Consider the following 25,028-nt stretch of genomic DNA (forward strand, 5'->3'; position numbering starts at 1 on the left):
GAGGCAGTAATTAAGGAAATTAAGAGAAAAATTGAGGATTTAAAAACAGATCTTGAGTGATTAATCTACTCCCCTTCAGGGGGTTGGGGGTAATCCTGAATCAGTTCCGCTTCAAAAAGATCTGAAAAATGCTTCTTTATCTTCTCCTTCACTTGAGTCACAGGAACTTCTTTTACCCCAAGCTCCACATTTAAGGAAGTAACCGCCTTTCCTTTAATTCCGCAGGGAATAATGTAATCAAAGTAGCCAAGGTCGGCATTCACGTTGAAGGCGAAACCATGCATGGTTACCCAGCGACTTGCCCTTACCCCCATGGCACATATCTTACGGGCGAAAGGTGTATTCACATCAAGCCAAACCCCTGTTTCCCCTTTACTGCGTTCAGCTTTTATTCCGTACTCGGCAAGGGTGAGAATAATGGTTTCTTCCAGTAGCCGAAGATATTTATGTATATCTGAAAAGAAATTTTCCAGGTCGAGTATAGGGTATCCCACAATTTGTCCCGGGCCGTGGTAGGTAATATCCCCACCCCTGTTTATCTTGTAATAAGACGCATTCTTCTGAATCAACTGCTCCTCATTGATAAGCAGGTTGGATTTATCTCCGCTTTTTCCCAGAGTATAGACATGCGGATGCTCCACAAAAAGCAGGTGGTTATTGGTTTCTTCGGAAGTATTCTCCCTCCGGTTCCTGATTTTCTGATCCAGAATATCCTGAAACAGCTTTTCCTGGTATTCCCACGTCTCTTTGTAATCTTTTGATCCCAATTCCCGGAATCTGACTTTCTTGTTCAACTCCTTCTGCATTTAAAACTATTTCCTGTTGTTCAAAATTATAAGTGCAGCCAACACCCCGGGGATCCATCCCAGCAGGGTAAGGATCAGGACGATGAGGATCGAACCGCAGCCGCGGTCGATCACCGCAAGGGGTGGAAACAAAACAGATAATATTACTCTCCAGACACTCATAATGGATTACAAAGATACTATTTTCTACCGCACTTAACTGACGCACTTCCTACCCTAAAAAACAATTGATTGGTTGCCCTATAGTCTGTATCTTTGCGAGTCGAAAATTCAAATACTAATCATGCATTTATCTGAACAGGAAATAATTCGCAGGGAAAAACTGGAATCACTGCGAAAATTGAATATAAATCCTTATCCCGCAGCACTTTTCCCGGTGGACCATACCTCAACCGATATCAGGGAAAACTTCGAGGAAGGAAAAAAGGTGGTGATCGCAGGAAGACTAATGTCCAGAAGGATACAGGGAAAAGCCTCTTTTGCCGAGATCCAGGATTCGAAAGGAAAAATTCAGGTCTATTTTAACCGGGATGAGATCTGCCACGGGGAAGATAAGAGCAAGTATAATGACATCTACAAGAAACTTCTGGATATAGGAGATTTCATTGGTATAGAAGGAGACCTTTTTAAAACACAGGTAGGGGAAATGACCGTTATGGTGAAGGATTTCCAGCTGCTGAGTAAATCCCTGAAGCCGCTTCCGCTGCCAAAGACCGATAAAGAGGGAAAAACTTTTGACGAATTCAATGATCCCGAACTAAGATATCGCCAGCGGTATGCAGACCTGGTTGTGAACCCCAAGGTGAAGGAGATCTTTGTGAAACGCACGAAACTTTTCAGTGCCATGCGAAACTTCTTTAATGACAAGGGTTATTTTGAGGTGGAGACCCCTATCCTGCAATCCATTCCGGGAGGTGCGGCCGCAAGGCCTTTCATTACCCATCACAATGCGCTGGATATTCCATTGTATTTGAGGATCGCCAATGAACTTTATTTGAAAAGACTGATTGTAGGTGGATTTGACGGGGTGTATGAATTCTCCAAGAATTTCAGGAATGAAGGAATGGACAGGACGCATAATCCTGAATTCACTGCTATGGAAATTTATGTGGCGTATAAGGATTATAACTGGATGATGAAGTTTACCGAAAACCTGCTGGAGCATTGTGCCATTGCTGTAAACGGTACTACCAAAGCTACTTTCGGCAAGGATGAAATCGACTTCAAGGCCCCCTATGCGAGGGTTACCATGACAGATGCTATAAAAAAATTCACCGGTTTCGACATTACAGGGAAATCTGAAAAAGAGCTTTTTGAGGCAGCAAAGAACATGGGTATTGATGTTGATGACACTATGGGTAAAGGCAAGCTTATCGATGAGATCTTTGGCGAAAAATGCGAAGGGAAGTTCATTCAACCCACTTTTATCACAGACTATCCCAAAGAGATGAGCCCCCTATGTAAGGAACACAGGGAACATCCTGAATTGACAGAACGTTTTGAGTTGATGGTCTGCGGAAAAGAGATCGCTAATGCCTATTCTGAACTTAATGATCCTATTGATCAAAGAGAACGTTTTGAAGAACAGCTTCAGCTTTCTGAAAAAGGGGATGATGAAGCCATGTTCATCGATCATGACTTCCTTAGGGCTCTTGAATACGGAATGCCTCCTACCTCAGGATTGGGAATTGGAATGGACCGTTTGATCATGTTTCTCACCAACAAACAATCTATTCAGGAAGTATTGTTCTTCCCGCAAATGAAACCGGAGAAAAAAGCCGCAGTTCCCAAGCCGGAAGATTTTATTAAAATGGGAGTACCACAGGAATGGGTAGATACTGTTATGCATGAATTTGGAAGTGTTGCCAAATTAAAAGAACAGAAACCCACCCAGGTACACCAGAAACTTAACGGACTGAGAAAAAAGAACAAATTGCCCGTGGCTGCCTTGCAGCTGGACGAAGTTGAAAAATGGTTTTAAAAATCTCTTATAGAATACTCTTTTTGTGAGGTATAGAAAACGCCGTTTCAGATGAACTGAAACGGCGTTTTTATTTTGATCTATTGGTGATCTGAAAATTAATTAAGATTACTTTTTACCGAACATACCACCCAATTTCCCTGCTGCTCCGGCAATACCGCCGCCATCGCCTTCTCCTTTAAGGTAATTATCTACCTGAGAAGCCATTGCTGGTGGCATTCTATCTTTTAAAAATTCAGCTACTGTGCTAACAGCAGTTTCGGCTTGTGCTGTTGAGATTCCTGCCTTTTCGGCTACTAAATTCACGATCTTTTCCATATCTCTTAATTTAAATTTTATCTTTCCTTAAGATAAGGACATTAGAGCCTTCCGAAGAAAAATCGATCCACTTTAACTGAAGTTTAAAGTACCAGAAGAATCCCAGGCACTCTCTTTTATTCCAAACGTTTTTTTCACTTTTTTTTATTAATTTTTAAACCTTTTGCTGTTTCGACTGTCTTATACGAAGCATATGCAACCCCTTGTTATTTAACATCTTTCTGTTAGGTACCAGATCATTGTTTTTTACATTGGGCTTTTCTTTAACTTAAATTTCACATTAATGAACAACCGATTATTGTTACGGCTTGTTGTTGTTTCCCTCCTGTCTTTTTCCTTTACCAGCTGCGCTGTATTCCAGCCAGAAAATGGGAAGAAAACTGCAGCTACAGCCAAACCCTCTGAAAAAGACAAGAACGGGATCAAACCTTATAATAAGGTTATCACCAAAGATGCAAAAACAGACAAGGGTCTGTTCACGGTGCATCAAATTGAAGATGATTATTACTATGAAATCCCCGACAGCCTTTTCAACCGGGAAATGCTAATGGTCACCCGAATCGCACAAACCGCATCGGGAATTGGGTTTGGTGGGGGAAAACAAAACGAACAGGTGCTTCGCTGGGAAAAGAGGAACAAAAATGTACTTCTAAGGGTGGTATCCCATGACGTATTTGCAGCAGATTCTCTTCCTATTCATGAAGCCGTTAGAAACTCGAATTTCGAACCCATCCTGTTTTCCTTTGATATTGCAGCTTTTCACAAAGATTCTGTGAATAACGCTACTGTGATCAAGGTGACAGATCTTTTCAAAAAGGATGTGCAGGCCATAGGTTTTCCTGAAAGGAGCCGGAAAGAATACAAGATCACCCGCCTCGATGACAGCAGATCTTATATTGATACCATAAGAAGTTATCCTGAGAATATTGAAGTACGTCACGTAAAGACATATAACGCAGGCGAACCACCATCAAATTCCAGTACCGCGTCTGTTTCGGTTAAGATGAGTAATTCCATGATCCTGCTTCCAAAAGTACCTATGGAAAGAAGATACTATGATGAGCGGGTGGGCTGGTTTACTACAGGACAGACGGATTATGGTCTTGATGTGCAAAAAAGTAAAACTGTGCGTTACCTTGACCGATGGAGACTTGAGGTGAAGGACGAAGACCTGGAAAAATTCAAGCGCGGGGAACTGGTAGAACCTAAGGAACAAATCGTTTATTATATTGATCCTGCCACTCCTAAAAAGTGGATCCCATACATTAAACAGGGAATTGAAGACTGGCAGGTAGCCTTTGAGGCTGCCGGCTTCAAAAACGCCATTATTGCAAAGGATCCTCCTTCAAAAGAAGAAGATCCTGACTGGAGTCCGGAAGATGTACGTTATTCTGTTGTTAGATACCTGGCTTCCCCGATCCCAAATGCGAATGGACCACATGTTAGTGATCCGCGTTCAGGGGAAATACTGGAATCAGACATCAACTGGTACCACAATGTGATGACTTTACTGCGTAACTGGTTCTTTGTACAGACCGCAGCCATTAACGAAGGGGCCCGCGGGGTAGAGTTCAAAGATGAGATAATGGGCCGACTCATTCGGTTCGTTTCTTCTCATGAGGTAGGTCACACCCTTGGGCTACCACACAATATGGGAAGCAGTGTTGCTTATTCTGTAGAATCTTTAAGAGATCCTGAATTCACTCAAAAATATGGAACGGCACCCTCAATAATGGATTATGCACGTTTCAATTACATAGCACAGCCTGAAGACGGAGATGTTGCACTTATGCCGAATATTGGGCCTTATGACAAGTACTCCATTATGTGGGGATATAAACCCATTCCGGAGAAATTTGGCAAAGAGGAAAAGCCTGTCCTTGATTCCTGGATCCTGGAGAAAGCGGGAGACCCTGTTTACAGGTTCGGTGGACAGCAAAGTGGCGTGATCGACCCTACTTCTCAAACAGAAGATCTTGGAGACGATGCGGTACTTGCCAGCCAATATGGAATCAAGAACCTTAAAAGGATCGTTCCAAACCTTATCGAGTGGACTTCTGAAGCAGGAAAAGACTACGAAGATCTTGAAACTATGTACGAACAGGTGCTGGGGCAATACAATCGTTATATGGGTCATGTAACTGCCAATATTGGCGGGGTGATCAAAGAAACGAAAACCTATGACCAGGAAGGAGCTGTATATTTTCATGTAACTGCTGAAAAGCAGAAAATTGCCATGAACTTTTTGCAGGATGAACTTTTCTCAACCCCGGAATGGTTGATCGATCAGGACATTTTCAATAAGATCGAATTTGACGGAAATATTGAACGCATAAGAAACACCCAGGAACGAACGCTGAACAACCTTCTTGACTTCGGAAGAATGGCGAGGCTCATTGAGAACCATGAGACAAACGGAACCGAAGCATACGGACTTCTGAATATGATGCAGGACTTAAGAACCGGGATCTGGAGCGAATTGAGAAGAGGCAGCAGCATAGACACTTACCGAAGAAATCTTCAGCGAGCGTATATTGACAGAATGGAACACCTTATGACACAGGAGCAGGAACCTATCCCTGCCAGGTACAGATCGTGGGTAACCCGTTCCAATGTAGACGTAGCTCAAAGTGATATTCGCCCTGTTGTTCGTGGAGAATTGACGAAACTTCAGAGAGATCTTAGGAACAGTATTGGCAGAAGCAGGGATACCATGACCAAGTATCACCTTCAGGACGCCCTGGAACGTGTAAACCTTATTCTTGACCCTAACAGTTAGGAAAATTCAATAGGATATTAGAGAAGACAGAAGCCGGTGGAAATTTTCCATCGGCTTTTTATTTTGATGCTGATTAGAGTGAAAAACACGTCTGTTCATTTGACATCCTTTGGAAAGGCTTAACATCAACGTTAAAGTAGATGTAAATTTTCATTTACTTCCTACAAAAAATTTCTCCTAAACATTTTATTTTCAGACTTTTAGGACACCTTGTTTTAACCAACAGGTATTTATAACTAAAAAAAAATGAATTATGGAAAGAGTAAAAGACCTTAAGAAACTAATGCTTTATGCAGGAATGTTATTTCTTGTTTTTGGATTCAACAGTTGTAGCGACGATGACGATGGAGAAGTTGTGGATCCAGATCCAACAGGAATAATAACTGTTGCTGATGACGACCAGGTAATTTCTCAAAATACTCTAGTCGTTGACCAGGTAACCGCCAATACAGATGTGTGGTTAGTTGCCCATCACAACACTGCTGCCGGGGAAATTATAGGACAGAAATTATTAACCTCTGCCACTAATACAGATGTGGAATTAAACCTGGATGGCACCAGTTTAGACGATGGAGATACTGTCGTACTTATGCTTCATGTTGACAATGGTTATAATATGGGTGATGGAACATTCAATGAAACCAACGACACCCCTATCCCCGGAGCCACAGAAACTGTGATGGTAAACACTCCTGATTTTACTATTTCTGATGCTACGGTGACAGATAACACCATCACCTTTGACAATGTGAATCTAAGCGGAACAGGTTATATTGTTCTATATGACGGAGATCCCAATAACGATGAATCTGAAATCGTAGGATATGAACTGGTCACCAATAGTCAGGATGACGTGGTCATCACCTTTGATGACGATTTCGTCTACACAGAAGGCGATCCTTTATTTGTTCGCTTACACGTAGATGATCCTGCAGATGAGGAATTTACGTTTGAAGATGATCCAACACAGGACCTTCCTGAATTCTTTGGATTTGATGTGGATAACACTATATGGGACGAGATCATTTTTGATTAATTGAAGCATAAATGAAAGTAAAGAGCCGGAAAAATTTTCCGGCTTTTTTTGTCCGGATGTTTCATTCAAATAGTTCCCCCTCCTTAAAATTTTGACATTTTATATCAGTTAATCATTTCTTCTTTGGCAGGTGCTTAACCAAATGAGTTAATCTCCTTCTAAATTCACAGTAGGCCCTACAAAAAATTATTGTGTAATCAATTTATTTTCAGAGATTTAACCACAATTTCTTGATAAACATAGGTCTACCTCTCAGTCTTTTTGACGAACAGTTCTTTCAAAATGGCATTCCCCAACATAAAAAACTGAGAAATTGAACCCCGTTAATTATATCCCCTGGCTTTAAGATCTGAACTTTTAAAAATGTGTGATATGAAAACAGTGCCAAACCTCAGGCTTTTTGCCGTACTGTACATCCTGGTAGTGGGATTTACCGGCTGTAGTGATGATGATGAGAATGAAAATCCTCTTGGAACCATTCAGGTTGCCGCAGAGCAAATTATTTCGGAGAATACATTAATTATTCCCGTGGTATCAGTAGGACAGGACAGTTGGTTGACGGCTGTTCAGGTTGGGGATGAGAATACGAACGATTTTATTGCACAACCTGTACTAGTTAAAAAAGGGACAACTGCCGATGTAAAGCTCATAATTGATGAAAGCATTTTCCCTCTCCCTGTAGAAGGCCATCAGATTGTACTAAAACTTTATGCCGATAATCTTAATGGGGGTACACCGGGCCAATGGGATCCCTCAGATGAACCTATAAAAAACAATAATGTAATGGTGACAAAAACAATTACAGTTTTTGCTGCAGGACCTGATGCTTATACCTTCGCATGGTATGACACGAACGACGACGGGGTTTTGGATAAAGAGGAAGCTTTGGAAAGCTATAACTTCGGGAACTACTTCCACAACTATTGGGACACCAACCAGGATGATTTTCTAAATAAGGACGAATTCTACCATACCTTTTTTACAAATGCTGATAATGAACATTCCAATAGTTTGTCTCAGGAAGAATGGAACACAAATTATCCTAAATTACTTAATCATTGGACAGATACTAATTTTTCTTCTGCAGATATTAATAAAGATAATGTACTGAGCAAAGAAGAATGGCTTACCATTTTTGAAGAATCGGGATGGTTTGAGTCCTACGATTCGAATGACAATTCCCTTGTTTCGTTAGAGGAATGGCATAACGGTTTATTCAAAGAATGGGATATCAATTTAACCAATTTTATAGAACAAGAGGAATTTGAAGGATATTTCCCTGTTGTTGTAAGTTGGTGGCGATGGTGATCGCCAGAGAGTCATATAATCTAAAAAATGAAGGTTCTCCCGCAGGAGAACCTTTTAGTTTCGTTTAGAAAGACTTTCTAAAATGCCATTTTTAACTAGTCAATTTTGGCGGTCCTCAACCTTAGGGCATTCGCGATCACCGAAACAGAACTAAAGCTCATGGCTAAAGCTGCAATCATGGGAGAAAGTAAGATTCCGAAGAAAGGGAATAAGACCCCTGCTGCGATAGGTACTCCCAACGTGTTATAAATAAGGGCAAAGAACAGATTTTGTTTGATGTTCTTCATCACCTTTTTACTCAGATTCTTTGCTTTTACCACCCCGTGAAGATCTCCTTTTACGAGGGTAATTTCTGCGCTTTCGATAGCCACATCGGTTCCTGTACCCATCGCGATCCCAATATCGGCTTTGGCAAGTGCCGGCGCATCGTTGATCCCGTCCCCTGCCATGGCAACCTTTTTCCCTTGTTGCTGAAGTTTTGTGACCTCTTCCATTTTATCCTGCGGCAACATTCCGGCTTTAAAACCGGACAAATGCAGTTCTTTCGCCACCGCAGAAGCGGTCACCTCATTATCCCCGGTCAACATCACTACTTCAACTCCGGAATCTATCAGATCTGATATTGCTTGTCGGCTTGTCTTTTTGATAGGATCGGTAATAGTTACATATCCCACAACTTGTGAATCGACTGCGACATAAGAAACCGTTTTCCCTTGTTGCTGCTCTTCTTTTACCTGCTGCTGAAGGTCTGAACTCACCTCAGCATTGATCTCCTGCATTAATTTATCATTCCCAATGGCTATCTTTTTCCCTTCGGAAATACCTCTAACTCCTTTTCCGGTTACCGCATCGAAGTCCTCCGCTTCTGAAAATTCCAGGTTTCTTTCCTTTGCGTAATTCACGGTAGCCGATGCCAGCGGATGCTCACTCCTGGAATTAATGGAAGCTACATATCGCAACACCTCATCTTCAGAAAGGGTTCCTGTAACCACCACTTTCTCCACCGAAGGTTTTCCTTCTGTAATGGTTCCGGTTTTGTCTATGATCAGCACATCGATCTTATCCATTTGCTCAAGGGACTGCGCATTTTTGATAAGCACTCCGTTCTGCGCCCCTTTCCCCACTCCTACCATGACGGACATGGGTGTTGCCAGTCCCAAAGCACAGGGGCACGCAATGATCAACACGGCGATAGCATTGATAAGCGCGTAGACGTAACTGGGTTCAGGGCCCCAAATAGCCCAGACGATGAACGTAATAATGGAGATCAGGACCACAATAGGCACGAAGTAAGCCGAGATCCTGTCTGCCAGCTTTTGAATGGGGGCCTGTGAACGGCTGGCATCATTGACCATCTTGATGATCTGGGCCAGGAGCGTTTCATTCCCAACTTTTTCGGCTTTCATAGTGAAACTTCGGTTTCCATTAATGGTCCCTGATGTCACTTTATCGCCCTCGGCTTTTTCCACGGGAACCGGCTCCCCGGTGATCATGGACTCGTCGATATTGGTTTGTCCCTTCTCGATAATTCCGTCTACAGGGATCTTATCTCCCGGTTTGACCCTAAGGATATCTCCTACCTGGATCTCATCTGTATGGATCTCGCGCTCTTCTCCATTTACCACAATAGTGGCAGTATTGGGTGCGAGCTTCAACAACTCTTTAATGGCGGAATTGGTTCGGCTGTGAGCCCTGGCCTCCAGCAATTGCCCCAGCAACACCAGGGTAAGGATCACGGTCGCGGCTTCAAAGTACACGTGCACCGTTCCATGTTCGGTAAGGAACTGCTGTGGAAACCAGCCAGGCACCAGCATTCCAAATACGCTGAACAGCCACGCCACCCCGGCCCCAATTCCTATGAGGGTGAACATGTTCAGGTTCCAGGTCTTTATCGACCTGTACGCTCTTTCGAAGAACATCCAGGTAGCATAGAATACCACAGGTATGGACAGACCAAACTGCACCCAGTTCCAGGCTTCCATACTCATCCAGTCATAAATGGGATTTCCCGGGATCATTTCTCCCATCGCGATAAGGAAAATGGGAACGGTAAAGGCCACGGCAATTTTGAACTTTTTGAGCAGCTTTTGATACGACTTCTCTTCCGCAGAAGCTTCGGGTGCCATAGGCACAAGATCCATCCCACATATGGGGCAATCCCCCGGCTCATCTTTTACCACTTCAGGGTGCATGGGGCAGGTGTATTTTTGCCGTTCAGCTTTGAGGCTTACCTCTTCTACCAGGTCCATACCACAGACGGGACAATCGCCGGGTTTATCATAGGTTTTATCTCCCTCGCAGTGCATAGGGCAGTAAAAAGTTCCCGTGCCTTTACCTTTTGGTTTTTCGGGTTTGGGAGGAGCGGTTATGTCCTGCCCGGGAAGGTAAATATTGTAAGTATTCCCATCTTTTCTCAGTGCTTCCTGAAGAGTGGTTACCGGAATGGGTTTTTCTGCAAAAATTACCGCCTCGGCTTTCTCCAGGTCAACAGCAACCTCCTTTACCCCTTCTATTTTCTTCAGGGTTTCCTCAACATGAGAACGACACCCGTTGCAGGTCATGCCGGTCACCTGGTACTTTTCCTTTGACCCTTCCGAATGAATGTGGTACTTACTACCATCCTTTTGCAATGCATCTTCAAAAACGCCAATCGGGATATGCTTTTCCATCCCGATCACCGCTTCAGATTTTTCCAGATCAACGGAAGCATTTTTCACCCCGTTAACCTTTTGAAGTGTTTCTTCAACATGGGAGCGGCACCCGTTACAGGTCATGCCCGAAATTTGATATCGATGCTCCATTCCGGCTCCGGGTTTTTCCGGAGATTTATCTACAGCAGCAGGTGTTTCTTCAGCTTCTTTCGTGTGACCCTTAGCTTCAGAAATATGGTAATTCCCGCCGCTCTTCTGCAGTTCTGCCTCCAGAACTTCAGTCGGGATATGTTTTGGCATTTTGATGACTGCCTCGCCTCTTTCAAGGTCTACGGAGGCATCCTTCACCCCGTCGATCTTCCGAAGTGTTTCTTCAACATGGGAGCGGCACCCGTTACAGGTCATGCCGGTAACCTTGTACGTATGGCTCATGAGGTGCTGAGGGTCTTCAGAAGAAGAACCCTGTAAAACATCATTTTTGGATGCTTTTTCAGGGTTACTATCCGGCTTTGAAATATGATATTTTCCGCCGTCTTTCTGAAGTGCAGCTTCAAATACCTCAACAGGGATATGCTGCTCCATCTCGATTTGTGCTTCAGATTGTTCAAGATCTACAGCAGCTGTTTTCACCCCGTCGACCTTGCGAAGGGTTTCTTCCACATGCGAGCGGCACCCGTTACAGGTCATGCCGGTGATCTTATAGGTGTGTTTCATAGCTTCGGAAGAAGAAGGCTCAGAAATGGCATTTTCGGATGGCTTTTCAGCAGTACTTTCGGGTACAGAAATATGATATTTCCCGCCGTCTTTCTGTAGAGCTGCTTCAAAGACCTCAACCGGGATATGCTGCTCCATCTCGATTTGTGCTTCAGCTTGTTCAAGATCTACAGCAGCTGTTTTCACCCCGTCGACCTTCCGAAGGCTGTCTTCCACATGCGAGCGGCACCCGTTACAGGTCATGCCGGTGATTTTATAGGTATGTTTCATTTCTTACACTTTTATATCCCAAAGTTCGCAGGATTTAAAGCGGAAATGTTATACAATTCTGGAAATTTGTGGTAAGATTTAAAGCTTGTCCAGAGGAATGCGTTTGTTTTCCTTTACCTGCTTAAAATGGGTGGGCGTTAAACCCGTTACTTTCTTGAACTGTTTGCTCAAATGGGAGACGCTGGAATAATTGAGTTGGTGCGCAATTTCGCTGAGGGAAAGCTCATCATACACCAGCAATTCTTTTACTTTTTCGATCTTTTGGGTGATCACGTATTGTTCAATGGTCATTCCCTGCACTTCAGAAAAGAGTTTGCTCAAAGAAGAATAATCCTGGTGGAATTTTTCTGAAAGATATTCTGAAAAGGTAATTTTTAATGGTTCTTCGGTATAATGTATCCGCTCCACGATACAGGTTTTGATGCTCTCTATAAGACGGGTTTTCCTGTCATCTATGATCTCAAAACCCAGTTCCCGGAAACGTTTGTCCAGTTGCTCTTTTTCATCTGCGGAAAGAGCCCGTGGAAGATCAACTTCCCCGAGCTGTACCGCATCAGGCTGAAGCCCGAACTTTTCCAGTTCAGACTTCACCATCATGATGCAGCGGTTACAAACCATATTTTTTATATAGAGTTTCATCTATTTAACCGTAAATGGCAGATCCAACTTCTTTTTTTCCCAGGAGAAAACGATCTCTCCAGATTTATCTCCTGTTTTGTTCACTTCATAAGTTAATACTTCCTGAACTTCTTTAAGATCCACAGGTTTCACAGTCAGCCGTAGTACATCTTCAGTTTCATTGTACTCGTCTTTACCATGCTGGTCCCACCGGAAGTTGAAAATTACCGTCCATTCCTGTTTTCCCGGAATAAGGAAAAAACCATATTTCCCTGCCGGAAGAACTTTTCCTGAGAAGACCAGATCCTTATCTGTTTGCAACCAGGTAGCATTGTGTGCCCCTGCCTGCCATACCCTGTCAAAACCCACCAAACCTCCAAAGATCACGCGATCTCTTACACCTGGTGCAGAATAGTCTATATGAACATGTGCCCCGTCTATCATCGCCATTGTCATAGTATGAGGGCTCAGGCTCTTTTTTGAAGTTTTAGCCTTCATGGTATGACTGGCATGGCCATTCGTATGTTCTACCTGACCGTTTACCGTGGTTGCCGTGATCCCAAAAAAGATCATTAGCAAAATAATTTTTTGTTTCATCGTGTGAATTTTGATCTACCGGCCCCTGGAGACCGGCAGATCTTTTTTATTTATTTAATGGTGTCCCTAACGCTACCACACTTAAGCATCTTATCGCCATAGTAGGGATTGCGGATCTCTTCAGAAGATGATAACCAATAAGCTCCTTTTCCTTCAAAAGCCATTGGGCAAAATTGTTTGTACACTTCTCCCGAAGATAATTGCCCCGAAAGCATGTTTTCCATCGCAGCAGAAAGGTCCTGGAAAGTAGTTCTTTGCACGTTGATGTCATCTGTCTGGGCGATCTTTTGAGCTGCATTCAATACCTTCTCATTTCCACCCGCACTCTGAAGTGCTTCGGTCATCATTTTGGCTCCGTTCTGAGCTTCTTCAGCATTGGTGTTTACCAAGGCAGTTTTGATGTGCACGTAATGGTTGTAAACCGCTTCCATATTCTGGTTGTTGAAGGCGATATCTCCCTGTGCACCATCGTCAAGGTTTCCTTCTTGCATGTCACCCATTTCCTGCATTTCATCTCCTTCCATATGCATTTCATTCTGCATTGGCATACTTGCCTCTTCGGTTTCATTCTCTTTTTTGGTCTCTCCACAGGAGTTCAAAGTGATCGCTCCTAAAAAGGCCATTAATAATAATCTTGCGTTTTTCATTTTTAGATACATTTATAGTTATTAATTATTTGATTTGTTCTACAATTTCGCCACACTTAAGCATGGCATCTCCGTAATAAGGATTTCTGATTTCGCTGGTTTCACTCAACCAGTACGCCCCTTTGTCAGAGTTTGCCATGGGGCAGTAGTCAACGTATACAGGGTTGCCTTTTATTCCAAATGCTGAAACGGTTTTGATAAGGGCTTCAGAAAGATATATAAAATTATTCCTGTGCTCTTCAATACCCTTTGCCTTCAAACCTACTTCTGTGTGCTGCAACAAAAATTTCTGCTTTTCTTCCCAGAAAGCTTTCGCCTCTCCTGTTAACTCTGAAGCCTGTGTATTCTGAACAGCCTCCTGGAAATTTCTTGTCAAATTTAAGCTTTCTTTCTCTTTTTCCTCTACCAGCGCGTCTTTAAGCTGAAGGTACACCGATACCACCTTTCCCAGTTGCTCCTGAAATTTTTCTGAAGCCTCCTGGCTAAAGTCATACCCGCTATTCTTAAGATACTGCCTTACATCTTCCTGCGCAGGGGCCGTAGCCGCCACGGCCGGATTCATCATGCTGGGTTTACCGGCCAACTGTGCCGCGGCATCTACAGTAAACGTACCGTTTACCACGATCTCATCTCCGTCAGAAAGTCCTTCCTGCACTACATAAGAATCCCCGAGGGATTGCCCCAATAATACTTCCCGCATTACAAAAGAAGGACTGGCAGCGGTACCTTCATTAACATAGACTACGCTGCGCTTACCTGTCCACAATACTGCCGACTTCGGCACAGTAAGGTCCTGTGCTTTTTCGGCTCCCGAAGTGGTAATAACCCCCGTCACGAACATCCCCGGTTTTAATTTGTTACCACTGTTCGATATTTCCACCCTGGCAGTTGATACCCGGGTTTGACTGTCCAGTAAAGGATCAATGAAGTCAATGGTGCCTTCAAATTTCTCTCCGGGAAGTGAAGCCACAGTAAATTCCACCTTGTCACCTTTTTCTACCAGTCCTATTGTCCTTTCATAAAGATCGAACAACACCCACATTTTTGTGAGGTCGGCGATTTGATATAATGACATTCCACGATCTACATAATCCCCCAGTTCCACGAGTTTCTCAGTCACCACACCACCTACATCGGCTGTTATGGTAAACCGGTCTGTAGCCTTTCCGCTTTCGAGGATTCGATTGATCTGGTTCTCGCCAATACGCCAGTTACGCAGCTTTTGTTTAGCGGCTTCAAAAAGTTCTGGTTGGGAATTGCGAATGGCATAAGCCTGCAACAGTTCTTCCTGGGCAGTGATGAGTTCGGGAGAATAGACCACGGCAAGGGCCTGTCCACGGCGGACTTCCTCTCCCGTAAAATTCACCTGCAATTGTTCGATCCTTCCCGGCACATGGGTAGACTGAGTGTAGGCATTGCGTTCATCTACCGTGACCTTTCCGTTTAACCTCAGCTCTCTATCGCCTGTTCCGGCACCTACCTTCTGTGTGTGCACATTAGCCAGTTTCATGGCATATTCGCTCATTTGTATCGCATCGGGATTTTCACCGGCATCACTACTTTCCAAGGGAATGAGATCCATGCCGCAGATTGGGCATTGTCCCGGTTCTGAAGAACGTATCTGAGGGTGCATGGAACAGGTCCATATTGTTTCCTGTGCAGCTTCGGCAGCACTGTGATCATGAGTTTCGGCTTCGTCGCTGCCTCCAAAAAACAGCCAGCCCATTAGCATTCCCACTACCAGGGTGCCGGCAATGATGAGTATATTTTTAGTTTTTGTTGTCATAGTCAAATGATTTTCCCGATAAATAATCGATCCTTGCCAGGGCAGTGAGATAGGCAGCTTCTGCCTCTGCTACCGCCAGCTGATATTTTAAAAGTTCCTGCCGTACGCGTAATACCTCTTCAAAACTGGAGGAAGCATTACGATAAGACGATAATAATAAATTAAGCACTTGTTCTGAGCTTTCAACCTGTCTTTCATATAATTTCAACATGGCCTGCGCTTCTCTTACCTGAAAAACTGCGGCTTCCATTTCGGCGGAAAGTTGGTTCTCCAGGCCAATTCTTCGCTGTTCATAGCTTTCTGCCATGAAAGCCGCCTGTTTCTTTGCTGCTTTATACTTTCCGCGGAAAATTGGCAGGCTTACAGAAAGCATAGGCATTATGGCATCCCGGCCACTGTCTTCTACGTCCATATCCATTCGTTCTCCAATGATCGCATAATCAATTCCCAGTCCTACGTTGGGAAGACCTTCCTTTTGTGCCAGTTTTTCCTGTGCTTTGGCTGATTCCTCCATTGTTTTCAGCTCAGCCAGACGGGGATTCCCCGACACAGGTGTGTCAAAAATGGCATTTTCGGGACCTGTTTCAATTTCCTGCGGAAGGATCACTATTTCTGTTCTGGGCCTGTTCAATAGCGCATTGAATTGTACCACCAGGGATTCCTTTTTTAGTCTAAGGATGTCCAGGCCGGTGACAGATTCGTTCCGCATCAAATCGGTCTGCAACACGTCAGAAAGGGCTCCGCTCCCGGCACGTACACGCGAAAGTGCGAGATCCTTATAATTCTGAAGGATCTCGAGATCATCCTGTTGATAGCTAAGCTGTTGCTCAAGGGCATAGAGTTCATAAAACTGCCGGCTCACTTCCAGGAACAGTTCATTCCGTTTGTTAAGGAATGCCTGGAATTTTGCTTCGGCCATTAAATTTGCCACATTTCCCCTGGTCTCCAGGGTACCCATCCACGGGAACATCTGCATCAGGGAAAAACGCGCTTCCTGCGGCCCTAGCCTGGTCTCTACCATACTCCCAAAAGCTGTCATGGTAAGAGTAGGATCAGGCAGGCTTTTTACCTGCGGCGCCTCCTGCATGGCCGCTTCAAATTCAGCGTAGGCAGCCTTTACATCGGGATTATTATCTGCAGCGATCTGCAGATAATCCTCCAGGGTTTGTGCTTTCAGGCTTCCGAAGAAGAGAAAAAGCACAGCCGCCAAAAATGATATTTTTAAAGAGTTTTTCATCCTTCAGTTATTTTATTTTCATTTCTGGTCACCACGGTTTCTCTCCAAATAGCCTGTAGCACCGGAACTACAAAAATGGTCATGATCTGTATAACCATTCCCCCTACAATAGGGATAGCCATAGGTACCATAATATCTGCTCCCTTTCCTGTGGAGGTAAGCACCGGATATAGAGCTATAATAGTTACTGCTGTGGTCATCATTGCCGGTCTCACACGTTTCTTTCCGGCCTCGAGTACGGCCGCGCGTACTGCGGGCACTGTTTGAGGATCACGTTTTTCAAAAACCTGATGTATGTAAGTTCCCATAAGCACACCGTCATCTGTTGCTATTCCGAAGAGGGCTATAAAACCAACCCATACTGCCACACTGAGATTTATGGTTCCCATTTGGAACAGGTCGCGCATATTCGTACCTGAAATATCGAAATCCATGAACCAGGGCTGCCCGTATAACCAGATCATGATGAATCCGCCGGCAAATGCCACAAAAACTCCTGAGAAGTGGATCGTAGAAGCGATCACTGTCTTGAACTGGAAGTACAGTAAAAGGAAGATAATGATCAGGGAAATTGGTATAACAATAGCCAGCCTTTTGACCGCCCGTACCTGGTTCTCATAATTCCCTGAAAATTCAAAACTCACTCCCTGGGGCACCTGCAGTTCTCCTGTATCAATCTTTTCGGCAATCAGGGCCTGGGCATCGTTCACTACATTCACCTCGGCATAATCCTGTTTCCTGTCAAATAGCACATAACCCACCAGGAAGGTGTCCTCACTCTTGATCATCTGAGGTCCCTGCACATAATTGACATCTACCAATTGTCCCAACGGAATTTGCACCCCGGTGGGTGTTGGCACCAGTATTTGCTTTATTTCCTCGGGCGAGTTACGAAGCTCCCGCGGATACCTCACCCGCACAGGATAACGCTCCCTACCTTCAACTGTGGTTGTAATTTCCATTCCGCCAATAGCGGTTTCAATGGTTTGTTGTACCTGCTCAATGCTAAGACCGTAGCGGGCGATATTCTGCCTGTTGATATCCAGCTCCAGGTAAGGTTTCCCTACGATCCTGTCGGCAAACACGGCCTCATGTTTTACCGAAGGAACCTGCTTAAGGATCTCCTCCAGCTTAAAACCAAAATTCTGGATGGTTTCAAGGTCAGGGCCGTAAACTTTAATTCCCATAGGGGCCCTCATTCCTGTTTGCAGCATCACCAGCCTGGTTTCAATTGGCTGCAGTTTTGGAGCAGAGGTGACACCAGGCAACCTGGTGGCATTAACGATCTCGTTCCATATATCATCTGGACTGTTGATGTGCTCTCTCCAGTTCCTGAAGAATTCCCCATCCTTATCGGGCACCAGGTCTTTGGCTGTAAGATTCCTTAAAATAGCTTCTTCATGAGCTAATGCTTCACCCGACTTCAGGATGAAATTTCCATCATCATCTACTCTAAAGCGCTGCATTTTGCCTTTTTCATTCAGCATATATTCAGGCTTGTAGTTGATCACATTCTCGTACATGGAAATTGGTGCAGGATCAATAGCAGTCTCTGCCCTTCCCAGTTTTCCTACGGAAACTTCCACTTCAGGAATGTTGGTCACAGCCATATCCAGCTTTTGCAGCACTTCCTTACTTCCTTCAATCCCCATGTGCGGCATAGCCGTAGGCATCAAAAGAAAACTTCCTTCATTAAGAGTAGGCATAAATTCTTTCCCCACTCCGGGAAAAGTTTCTGAAGCTGCCTTCCAGCCAGAGGAGTCCCTTATTTCCCAACCGATCTTCTCTGCACCGTCCCCTACAAATCCGAAGATCTTAGGGAATCCCTGCCAGATCAAAAAGCCAAAAAGAATAGTCACTATAGGTAGTGCCAGGAAGGTTCTTTTGTTCTCCAGGCACCAGGTCAATATGTTTTCGTAGTACTTAACTATAGCTAACAACGCCACAAGCGTGATCACCAGCAGGATGATCACGAACAGGTAGTTTTCAATAATTGAATTCCTTACGCCGAGGGGCATCCAGTGGGTAGTGAGGAAAAAGATCGTCACTGCCAGGATAATGAAAAGTGAAATTTCCCGGGAATATTTTCCAAGAAAACCCCGGCTTTTCGGTTCCAGCAATCGTAAAATACCGATCATGGTAAGAGCAAGGGGTAACCACATTCCGAAGAGAAGGGAGAGAACAATTCCCCCGGCAATGAGACCGTAATTCCAGATGCGATTCACGCTCTCCTTTTTAAGCCTGAAGGAAAAGAAATAGTACGAAAGCATAGGCAACACGATCACCCCCAGCAAAAATGCAGCTACCAGGGCAAAAGTCTTTGTGAAAGCCAGTGGTCTGAAAAGCTTTCCTTCGGCATGTTCCATAAAAAATACGGGCAGGAAACTAACTACCGTCGTTGCCAAAGCAGTGGTCACTGCAGGCCCTACTTCTATAGTGGCATTTCGTATTACCTGAAGCAGTTTTTCACCCCGGGCATTCCTGTTTTCATCAAGCTCCAGGTGCCGCAGTGTATTTTCCACAAACACGATTCCCACATCTACCATTACCCCAATAGCGATCGCAATTCCCGAAAGTGCTACTACATTGGCATCAACCCCAAAATAACGCATCGCAATAAAGGTCATAAGCACCGCAATGGGCAGCAAACTGGAAATTAAGATTGAAGCCCTCAGGTTAAGCACCAGGATGATCACCACGATGATACTGATAAGGATTTCATCGGAAAGTGCATTTTCCAAAGTTCCGAGCGTCTCCTGGATCAACTGGGTACGATCATAAAAGGGAACTATAGTGAGTTTGCTCAAAGTTCCATCCTGCAGTTCTTTAGAAGGCATCCCCGGCGCGATCTCTTTGATCTTCTCCTTTACATTGTTGATCACTGCCAGCGGATTCGATCCATAACGGGCAACCACAACCCCCCCGGCAACCTCGGCACCGGCTTTGTCGAGTACGCCACGTCTCTCGGCAGGACCCAGGGTGACAACCCCAATATCTGAAATGAGCACCGGAGTATTGTCTTTAACAGCGACTACCGTATTTTCGATATCCTCCAGAGATTCTATATAGCCTAATCCGCGAACCAGATACTCAGCCTTGTTGATCTCAATGGTCTTCGCCCCAATATCGCGGTTGGAATTTCGCACGGCCATCATCACGTCGTTTATACCAACGTTATAAGCCCGCAGGGCGTCTGGATCGACATCCACCTGGTATTCGCGCACATAACCACCTACAGAGGCAACTTCGGAAACTCCCTCTACCCCACTTAGTCCCAGTTTAACATAGTAGTCCTGCACAGATCTTATCTCATGCAGGTCCCATCCACCGGTTACATTTCCTTCGGGATCAAGTCCCTCCAGAGTGTACCAGAATACCTGGCCCAGAGCAGTTGCATCGGGACCTAAGGTAGGTTGAGCATCTTCAGGTAAAAGCCCGGAAGGAAGGGAGTTGATCTTTTCCAGGATACGGGTACGGGACCAGTAGAATTCTATATCTTCCTTGAAGATGATATTGATACTGGAAAAACCAAACATGGATGTACTTCGTATGGATTCCACGCCGGGTATTCCCAGCAGCGAAGTAGTAAGGGGATAGGTGATCTGGTCTTCAATGTCCTGTGGCGAACGTCCTGGCCATTCGGTAAAAACGATCTGCTGGTTTTCGCCAAGATCAGGGATGGCATCTACCGGCACGGGATCACGTGGCAATAAATCGAAATCCCAGTCAAAGGGTGATGTCACCACGCCCCAACCTATCATGAAGACAAGAAGCAGCATGGTAACCAACCGGTTATAAAGAAAGTAATGAATTATTTTAGAAAGCATTCTATGACTTTAAATTGATAAAAGAGTGAACAAACACAGCAACCCCGCATGCAGGGCCGAATAAAATCAATTTAAACTCAAATAAGGAAAGTCTCGTGAAGGACCTGAAAATCGATGACGAGCAAAGGCGGAGAGTAATCTGAAAAAGGAATAAATTGCGGTGGCAATTCAATAAACAACTCCACATAAGAATAGGTGAAAGAAGCAAGGAATACCTGTTGAGGAAGATCAAGATCATGAAAGGAGATCTTGAGGTCTTTCTGACCTTCCACAGAAACTTTTTGGTCCCGGCAGCCGTCTTCTTCAGTCATTCCACCTTCAACCGGATGTTCCATTCCGCAATCTTCGGCTTCAGAGAAAACAGCCTGATCTACCAGGTAACTTCCGCAGAAATGCTTGTCTACGGTAAAGGACATGGTAGAGAACAGCACTAAAAGTGCCATTAAAAAAGATCCGGATTTTTGGAAAACCTTCTTCACGCGATCAAAGATACATGTTTTTTTTAATTTACTTTAAAATTTTCATTTTCCTGCTCAATAACTATGACATTTATCATTTCTGAAAACATACCAATTTCCTATCTTAAAATGCGTGTAATATTGCCCCTCAACCAGCAAAGTACAGGTGTCTAATCTTATATAAAAACAAATATTATGCACGATGGGAACTTTTGGGGAATGCATTTCATCTGGTGGATTATTTGGCTGGTCATTTTAATCTGGCTTTTTTTTCTGCCTTATCGGTTTCCCTTCCGGAAAAATTCCAAAAACAGAGCTTTGGACATCCTAAATGAACGATTTGCCAAAGGAGAAATAACAAAGGAAGAATATGAAGAGAGACGTCGAATCTTAGAATCCTGAGACCTGATTAAGCCTCCTATGATCGTAATCATTTCATAAAGAAAATTTCTTGTTTATTTTTCTAAAAAACAGTTCGCCATGAAAAATTTCACAAACTTTCTTGCATTTTTTTCCCTGATCCTTTTTCTGTTTTCCTGTGAAACGGATGAACCAGCTCCATACCAGATCGAGGGAACCTATTACGGAACCCTTAGTACCGTGGACGGGCCTTCAAAAATATCTGCAAAAACCGAAGATGCGGTCGCAGTGATAAGAAAAACAGGGAACCAGGAGGTAGAGGTTCATTGCTACAGCAGTGAATTCGACACAATATTCAGGTTAAATTACTTTCAGCATGAAGAAGCTTTTAAAGTGTGCTTAACAGGCTCTGACTTTACTGCAATGTATCACATGCCTTATTCACAACCAATGGGAATGGGGATGGGCAGGATGCATTCCGGTTCTGAATGGATGAATCATCTTAGCACCATGCATCAGGAAGGTGACCCCCACTTCGGGGAATTCAATCCCGGTAACCACTCTTTTGAATACCATTTTCTTATGGAGCAAAGCAATTCTTCATCCAACTTAAAGTTCAGGGGATACAGAGATAAAAATTAACCTATCTCCTTTTGTTTTAATCTGTAATAATAGAACGCCGGCAACAGGATAAGCACCAGAACCGGGTGTGCAAGGAATCGCCTAACATGAAAAGCCGCCAGGTAATCATCTGGCTGTACCCTGTGCATGAGGAATATGAATATTGGGAAAAAAGCAAGAAAGAAGGCAAGGTAGATCCCTGTTGCAAATTTGATGATCCCCCTGTTGTGAAAAGCCACCTGCAGTATAAGAAGGGAAATTCCCGTGTTTAACAGGAAACGCACAAACAGGTTGAAATACATATATGACGGCACATTCAGGTCCTTTCCCGTAACAGCTATTTCAAAAAAGTACATAAAAGGATCATAAAAAAGATCATATTCATACAGTCTTATGAGTGCCAGGACACCCACCAGGAATAAAATGATCGCGACCCTGACCAGAGGTTTCATGTTTTAATTTGTTTAGAGTAAATAATGATCCATACCACCCACAATAGAAATACAGCCCCGTAAATCACCAGGGGGAAGGCTATGGTATGTAAAAAATGAGCGTATTCAGGATATTCATAGATCCCTACGGCCATTAATCCTATCCGGAAGATGTTGGTTACATAAATAATAACTGAGCCGGCAAAGGTATACAACAGGGTTGCCTTCCATTTTCCCAAAAAGGCCAGCATGAAGGAGATAAAGAGAATAATAATACTCGCAGCATTGCAACCTTCAATGATCCTGGCCACGAATTCTCCGTTCACCATTAAGTGCATGGTCGCTTCGGGAAAACCTGACCTTATCTCTACATTATATCCCATTGCAGAGACCATAGCTTCACTTTGCAGGGCGACCAGATGCGTAAGGTAATCTGGGTAATATTCATCGGAAGTAAAGTTCTGCAAGTACAAATTGTACAGCAAAGCCAGGAGCAGGTAAGTTCCTAAAAAGGTAAAAATAAATCGTATTACCGAGGAATATTTTTGGACAAGTTGCAGCAATTCAGGCAGAAGGTTTTTTCAAAAGTATTGAAATTAACAAGTACGAGCTCGAAGAATTTTTAAATACTTTTGCACAAAACAAAAATGGTATGTCTTTTAACAAGCTTAGAACAGAAGTTGAAAAAATAGTACAGGCGCAGGAAGCACCGGTAGAATTGCGTCTTAAGGAAATATGTGAACTATTAAAAGCAGAGATCCCCTATTATACCTGGGTTGGTTTCTATTTCAAGAACGGGGACAGGAACGAGCTTAAACTGGGGCCTTTTGCAGGGGAACCTACAGATCATACCATCATTCCCTTCGGAAAAGGGATCTGCGGACAGGTAGCTGTCTCCAATAAAAACTTTGTAGTGCCCGATGTTAAAGCACAGGACAATTACATAGCCTGCAGCATTCACGTAAAAGCCGAAATTGTAGTGCCATTGTTCAAGAACGGAGAAAATATTGGCCAGATAGACATCGATTCTGATACTCCCGATCCTTTTACTGAAGAAGATGAACGCTTCCTGGAATTTGTGAATGAAAGAGTAGCGGAGATTCTTTAATCCCTCTATCTCAAAACGAGTTGAGATTCAGAAATACAAAAACAAAGGGTGCCGAAAATGATATTTTTGGCGCCCTTTGTTTTACATAGAGTTGGGATATTTAATACCCGGTCCTGATCGCTTCTACAGGATCAAGTTTTGAAGCCGAGATTGCAGGAACGATACCAGCTATCAATCCAATAACAGCCGAGACAGCGGTCCCTATGAACATATTCCAGGGAGAGAGTATGAATTGAAAATCTCCTGTAAAACTTGTAGCTATAAGGGAAGCTATCCACACCAGAAATAGACCTATAAGCCCTCCTATTACTGCAAGGATCACAGCTTCAAAAAGGAACTGGAACAATATGAACCTGTTCTTGGCACCCAGGGATTTCTGTATTCCTATAAGATTGGTACGTTCTTTTACACTCACGAACATGATATTCGCTATTCCAAAACCTCCTACCAGCAGGGAAAAACCGCTTATTATAAGGCCTATCATATTCATTTGTCCGGTCATATTGTCAATGAAATCTGTAAGTCCCTGCAATTGGTTGACAAAAAAGTTATCGATATCCTCTCTTTTCAATCCACGGTAATTACGTAGCTGTTGGGTGAGCATAGCGACGAATTCGGCATTATCAACATCAGATTCGGGTTTGATCACGATCTGCGGGAAGGTTGCCCGGCTGCTGCTTCCATAAATACGGCGCACCAGGTTCACGGGAACGAAGGCGTTGCTGTCATGGCTTCCGCCGAAGATGCCTGCCCCCATTTTTTCGATGACCCCTATCACCGTAAATTTACGACCGTACAATCTAACCTCTTTCCCCAGCGGTTCACCACCCTGAAAAAGATTCTCGGCTACATCATGCCCAAGCACAATGACCGGTGCCCCTCTAACTGACTCTGCCTGGTTATAGAACCGTCCCTTAGCGATCTGCAGGGCTTCAATATCATAATATTCTGCCGAGACAGCGGCAATACCGACATTGGAAGCCGTTTTATCTGTATATTTTATGGATTCTGAGGGAACATTAAGCACATAGGAAACGGCCTCGGCATCAGCAATATTTCGGCTCAGCAATTCATACTCTTCGTAAGTAACATCTGGAAACTGTTGTCTTTTCCACTGCGGAACTTCCGTAGGGCCAAAAGAGAACCTGGTCACGATAATGGTACTGTTATCCAGGGAGCTTAAACTCCCTTTTATTTCTTTTTCCAAAGAGTCTACAGCAGCCAGAACGGCGATTATGGAAAAGATACCAATGGTCACCCCCAGCAGGGATAGCATGGTGCGCAATTTATTATTCCTCAGTGCATTGACCGCGAAATAAAAACTCTCCTTAAGCACCCTCAGGTATATCAACATAGCACAAAAAGACCTTCTTTTACCGGCCTTACCCCATAAGACGAGAAGTAGCCGATTTCGTTACAAAATTTATTTACAAATAAAGACCACAGGATTCTTATTTTATAGCTAAATAGTTACT

General features: G+C 43.9%; 21 protein-coding genes. 7 read left to right on the forward strand and 14 right to left on the reverse strand.

What is annotated here, in order from left to right; all coding sequences use genetic code 11:
* Nucleotides 1–65 precede the first annotated feature (65 nt).
* Nucleotides 66–806 (reverse strand): lipoyl(octanoyl) transferase LipB, encoded by a 741-nt coding sequence (gene lipB, locus ACFSTG_RS03335; RefSeq protein ID WP_380748460.1) that lies wholly within the window; start codon nt 804–806, stop codon nt 66–68.
* A 6-nt stretch (nt 807–812) separates the two neighbouring features.
* Entirely contained in the window at nt 813–968 is a 156-nt protein-coding gene (locus ACFSTG_RS03340) for a YqaE/Pmp3 family membrane protein (protein WP_380748462.1), read from the reverse strand.
* A 121-nt stretch (nt 969–1,089) separates the two neighbouring features.
* On the opposite strand from ACFSTG_RS03340, the gene lysS reads away from it, so the two are divergent.
* A complete protein-coding gene (lysS, locus tag ACFSTG_RS03345; protein WP_380748464.1) occupies nt 1,090–2,787 on the forward strand; it encodes a lysine--tRNA ligase in 1,698 nt (565 codons plus the stop codon).
* Nucleotides 2,788–2,895: 108 nt separating this feature from the next.
* Here lysS and ACFSTG_RS03350 read toward each other — a convergent pair whose 3' ends face one another.
* Nucleotides 2,896–3,105, reverse strand: a complete 210-nt coding sequence (locus ACFSTG_RS03350) for a hypothetical protein (protein ID WP_380748466.1) — start codon at nt 3,103–3,105, stop codon at nt 2,896–2,898.
* A 283-nt stretch (nt 3,106–3,388) separates the two neighbouring features.
* Between ACFSTG_RS03350 and ACFSTG_RS03355 the strand changes: the two genes are divergently transcribed.
* The 3 genes from ACFSTG_RS03355 to ACFSTG_RS03365 all read left to right on the forward strand — a co-directional run bounded on the left by ACFSTG_RS03355 (nt 3,389) and on the right by ACFSTG_RS03365 (nt 8,228).
* Complete coding sequence (locus ACFSTG_RS03355; protein WP_380748468.1) at nt 3,389–5,884, forward strand: zinc-dependent metalloprotease; 2,496 nt, start codon at nt 3,389–3,391, stop codon at nt 5,882–5,884.
* A 253-nt stretch (nt 5,885–6,137) separates the two neighbouring features.
* Complete coding sequence (locus tag ACFSTG_RS03360; protein ID WP_380748470.1) at nt 6,138–6,920, forward strand: DUF7282 domain-containing protein; 783 nt, start codon at nt 6,138–6,140, stop codon at nt 6,918–6,920.
* A gap of 372 nt (nt 6,921–7,292) precedes the next feature.
* Nucleotides 7,293–8,228 (forward strand): EF-hand domain-containing protein, encoded by a 936-nt coding sequence (locus ACFSTG_RS03365; protein WP_380748472.1) that lies wholly within the window; start codon nt 7,293–7,295, stop codon nt 8,226–8,228.
* A gap of 95 nt (nt 8,229–8,323) precedes the next feature.
* Here ACFSTG_RS03365 and ACFSTG_RS03370 read toward each other — a convergent pair whose 3' ends face one another.
* The 8 genes from ACFSTG_RS03370 to ACFSTG_RS03410 form a co-directional block, all read right to left on the reverse strand.
* On the reverse strand, nt 8,324–11,863 hold the full coding sequence (locus tag ACFSTG_RS03370; protein ID WP_449329202.1) for a heavy metal translocating P-type ATPase: 3,540 nt from the start codon (nt 11,861–11,863) through the stop codon (nt 8,324–8,326).
* Nucleotides 11,864–11,941: 78 nt separating this feature from the next.
* Nucleotides 11,942–12,502, reverse strand: a complete 561-nt coding sequence (locus tag ACFSTG_RS03380) for a helix-turn-helix domain-containing protein (protein WP_380748474.1) — start codon at nt 12,500–12,502, stop codon at nt 11,942–11,944.
* Nucleotides 12,503–13,078, reverse strand: a complete 576-nt coding sequence (locus ACFSTG_RS03385) for a DUF2911 domain-containing protein (RefSeq protein WP_380748476.1) — start codon at nt 13,076–13,078, stop codon at nt 12,503–12,505.
* Nucleotides 13,079–13,128: 50 nt separating this feature from the next.
* Complete coding sequence (locus tag ACFSTG_RS03390) at nt 13,129–13,725, reverse strand: DUF3347 domain-containing protein (protein ID WP_380748478.1); 597 nt, start codon at nt 13,723–13,725, stop codon at nt 13,129–13,131.
* Between the two features lie 25 nt (nt 13,726–13,750).
* Nucleotides 13,751–15,511, reverse strand: coding sequence for an efflux RND transporter periplasmic adaptor subunit (locus ACFSTG_RS03395; RefSeq protein WP_380748480.1), 1,761 nt, complete (start codon nt 15,509–15,511; stop codon nt 13,751–13,753).
* Entirely contained in the window at nt 15,495–16,748 is a 1,254-nt protein-coding gene (locus tag ACFSTG_RS03400) for a TolC family protein (RefSeq protein WP_380748482.1), read from the reverse strand. Before ACFSTG_RS03400 ends, ACFSTG_RS03395 begins: the two co-directional genes overlap by 17 nt.
* Nucleotides 16,745–20,575, reverse strand: a complete 3,831-nt coding sequence (locus ACFSTG_RS03405; protein WP_380748484.1) for an efflux RND transporter permease subunit — start codon at nt 20,573–20,575, stop codon at nt 16,745–16,747. The genes ACFSTG_RS03400 and ACFSTG_RS03405 overlap by 4 nt, the downstream gene beginning before the upstream one ends.
* A gap of 77 nt (nt 20,576–20,652) precedes the next feature.
* The gene (locus tag ACFSTG_RS03410) at nt 20,653–21,054 is read right to left on the reverse strand and encodes an HYC_CC_PP family protein (RefSeq protein ID WP_449329203.1); all 402 of its coding nucleotides are present in this window, start codon (nt 21,052–21,054) and stop codon (nt 20,653–20,655) included.
* Nucleotides 21,055–21,252: 198 nt separating this feature from the next.
* Between ACFSTG_RS03410 and ACFSTG_RS03415 the strand changes: the two genes are divergently transcribed.
* Together ACFSTG_RS03415 and ACFSTG_RS03420 are read left to right on the forward strand one after the other, a co-directional pair.
* Nucleotides 21,253–21,435 carry an SHOCT domain-containing protein gene (locus ACFSTG_RS03415; protein ID WP_380750785.1) on the forward strand — a complete coding sequence of 61 codons (183 nt, stop codon included), beginning with the start codon at nt 21,253–21,255 and terminating at the stop codon, nt 21,433–21,435.
* Between the two features lie 78 nt (nt 21,436–21,513).
* Nucleotides 21,514–22,035 carry a hypothetical protein gene (locus ACFSTG_RS03420; protein ID WP_380748488.1) on the forward strand — a complete coding sequence of 174 codons (522 nt, stop codon included), beginning with the start codon at nt 21,514–21,516 and terminating at the stop codon, nt 22,033–22,035.
* On the opposite strand, the gene ACFSTG_RS03425 is transcribed toward ACFSTG_RS03420, so the two are convergent.
* Entirely contained in the window at nt 22,032–22,466 is a 435-nt protein-coding gene (locus ACFSTG_RS03425) for an exosortase F system-associated membrane protein (RefSeq protein WP_380748490.1), read from the reverse strand. The genes ACFSTG_RS03420 and ACFSTG_RS03425 overlap by 4 nt on opposite strands.
* Nucleotides 22,463–23,008 carry an exosortase family protein XrtF gene (gene xrtF, locus ACFSTG_RS03430; RefSeq protein ID WP_380748492.1) on the reverse strand — a complete coding sequence of 182 codons (546 nt, stop codon included), beginning with the start codon at nt 23,006–23,008 and terminating at the stop codon, nt 22,463–22,465. The genes ACFSTG_RS03425 and xrtF overlap by 4 nt, the downstream gene beginning before the upstream one ends.
* Nucleotides 23,009–23,097: 89 nt before the next feature.
* Between xrtF and ACFSTG_RS03435 the strand changes: the two genes are divergently transcribed.
* Nucleotides 23,098–23,553, forward strand: a complete 456-nt coding sequence (locus tag ACFSTG_RS03435; RefSeq protein WP_380748494.1) for a GAF domain-containing protein — start codon at nt 23,098–23,100, stop codon at nt 23,551–23,553.
* 100 nt (nt 23,554–23,653) lie between these two features.
* Here ACFSTG_RS03435 and ACFSTG_RS03440 read toward each other — a convergent pair whose 3' ends face one another.
* On the reverse strand, nt 23,654–24,907 hold the full coding sequence (locus tag ACFSTG_RS03440) for an ABC transporter permease (RefSeq protein WP_380748496.1): 1,254 nt from the start codon (nt 24,905–24,907) through the stop codon (nt 23,654–23,656).
* Nucleotides 24,908–25,028 lie beyond the last annotated feature (121 nt).

Source organism: Salinimicrobium flavum, from assembly GCF_042684505.1.
Lineage (GTDB): Bacteria > Bacteroidota > Bacteroidia > Flavobacteriales > Flavobacteriaceae > Salinimicrobium > Salinimicrobium flavum.

Excerpts from the sequence above, each read along its gene's own strand:
- lipB (WP_380748460.1), bottom strand. The coding sequence starts at position 806 with ATGCAGAAGGAGTTGAACAAGAAAGTCAGATTCCGGGAATTGGGATCA.
- ACFSTG_RS03340 (WP_380748462.1), bottom strand. The coding sequence starts at position 968 with ATGAGTGTCTGGAGAGTAATATTATCTGTTTTGTTTCCACCCCTTGCG.
- lysS (WP_380748464.1), top strand. The coding sequence starts at position 1,090 with ATGCATTTATCTGAACAGGAAATAATTCGCAGGGAAAAACTGGAATCA.
- ACFSTG_RS03350 (WP_380748466.1), bottom strand. The coding sequence starts at position 3,105 with ATGGAAAAGATCGTGAATTTAGTAGCCGAAAAGGCAGGAATCTCAACA.
- ACFSTG_RS03355 (WP_380748468.1), top strand. The coding sequence starts at position 3,389 with ATGAACAACCGATTATTGTTACGGCTTGTTGTTGTTTCCCTCCTGTCT.
- ACFSTG_RS03360 (WP_380748470.1), top strand. The coding sequence starts at position 6,138 with ATGGAAAGAGTAAAAGACCTTAAGAAACTAATGCTTTATGCAGGAATG.
- ACFSTG_RS03365 (WP_380748472.1), top strand. The coding sequence starts at position 7,293 with ATGAAAACAGTGCCAAACCTCAGGCTTTTTGCCGTACTGTACATCCTG.
- ACFSTG_RS03370 (WP_449329202.1), bottom strand. The coding sequence starts at position 11,863 with ATGAAACATACCTATAAAATCACCGGCATGACCTGTAACGGGTGCCGC.
- ACFSTG_RS03380 (WP_380748474.1), bottom strand. The coding sequence starts at position 12,502 with ATGAAACTCTATATAAAAAATATGGTTTGTAACCGCTGCATCATGATG.
- ACFSTG_RS03385 (WP_380748476.1), bottom strand. The coding sequence starts at position 13,078 with ATGAAACAAAAAATTATTTTGCTAATGATCTTTTTTGGGATCACGGCA.
- ACFSTG_RS03390 (WP_380748478.1), bottom strand. The coding sequence starts at position 13,725 with ATGAAAAACGCAAGATTATTATTAATGGCCTTTTTAGGAGCGATCACT.
- ACFSTG_RS03395 (WP_380748480.1), bottom strand. The coding sequence starts at position 15,511 with ATGACAACAAAAACTAAAAATATACTCATCATTGCCGGCACCCTGGTA.
- ACFSTG_RS03400 (WP_380748482.1), bottom strand. The coding sequence starts at position 16,748 with ATGAAAAACTCTTTAAAAATATCATTTTTGGCGGCTGTGCTTTTTCTC.
- ACFSTG_RS03405 (WP_380748484.1), bottom strand. The coding sequence starts at position 20,575 with ATGCTTTCTAAAATAATTCATTACTTTCTTTATAACCGGTTGGTTACC.
- ACFSTG_RS03415 (WP_380750785.1), top strand. The coding sequence starts at position 21,253 with ATGCATTTCATCTGGTGGATTATTTGGCTGGTCATTTTAATCTGGCTT.
- ACFSTG_RS03420 (WP_380748488.1), top strand. The coding sequence starts at position 21,514 with ATGAAAAATTTCACAAACTTTCTTGCATTTTTTTCCCTGATCCTTTTT.
- ACFSTG_RS03425 (WP_380748490.1), bottom strand. The coding sequence starts at position 22,466 with ATGAAACCTCTGGTCAGGGTCGCGATCATTTTATTCCTGGTGGGTGTC.
- ACFSTG_RS03435 (WP_380748494.1), top strand. The coding sequence starts at position 23,098 with ATGTCTTTTAACAAGCTTAGAACAGAAGTTGAAAAAATAGTACAGGCG.
- ACFSTG_RS03440 (WP_380748496.1), bottom strand. The coding sequence starts at position 24,907 with ATGTTGATATACCTGAGGGTGCTTAAGGAGAGTTTTTATTTCGCGGTC.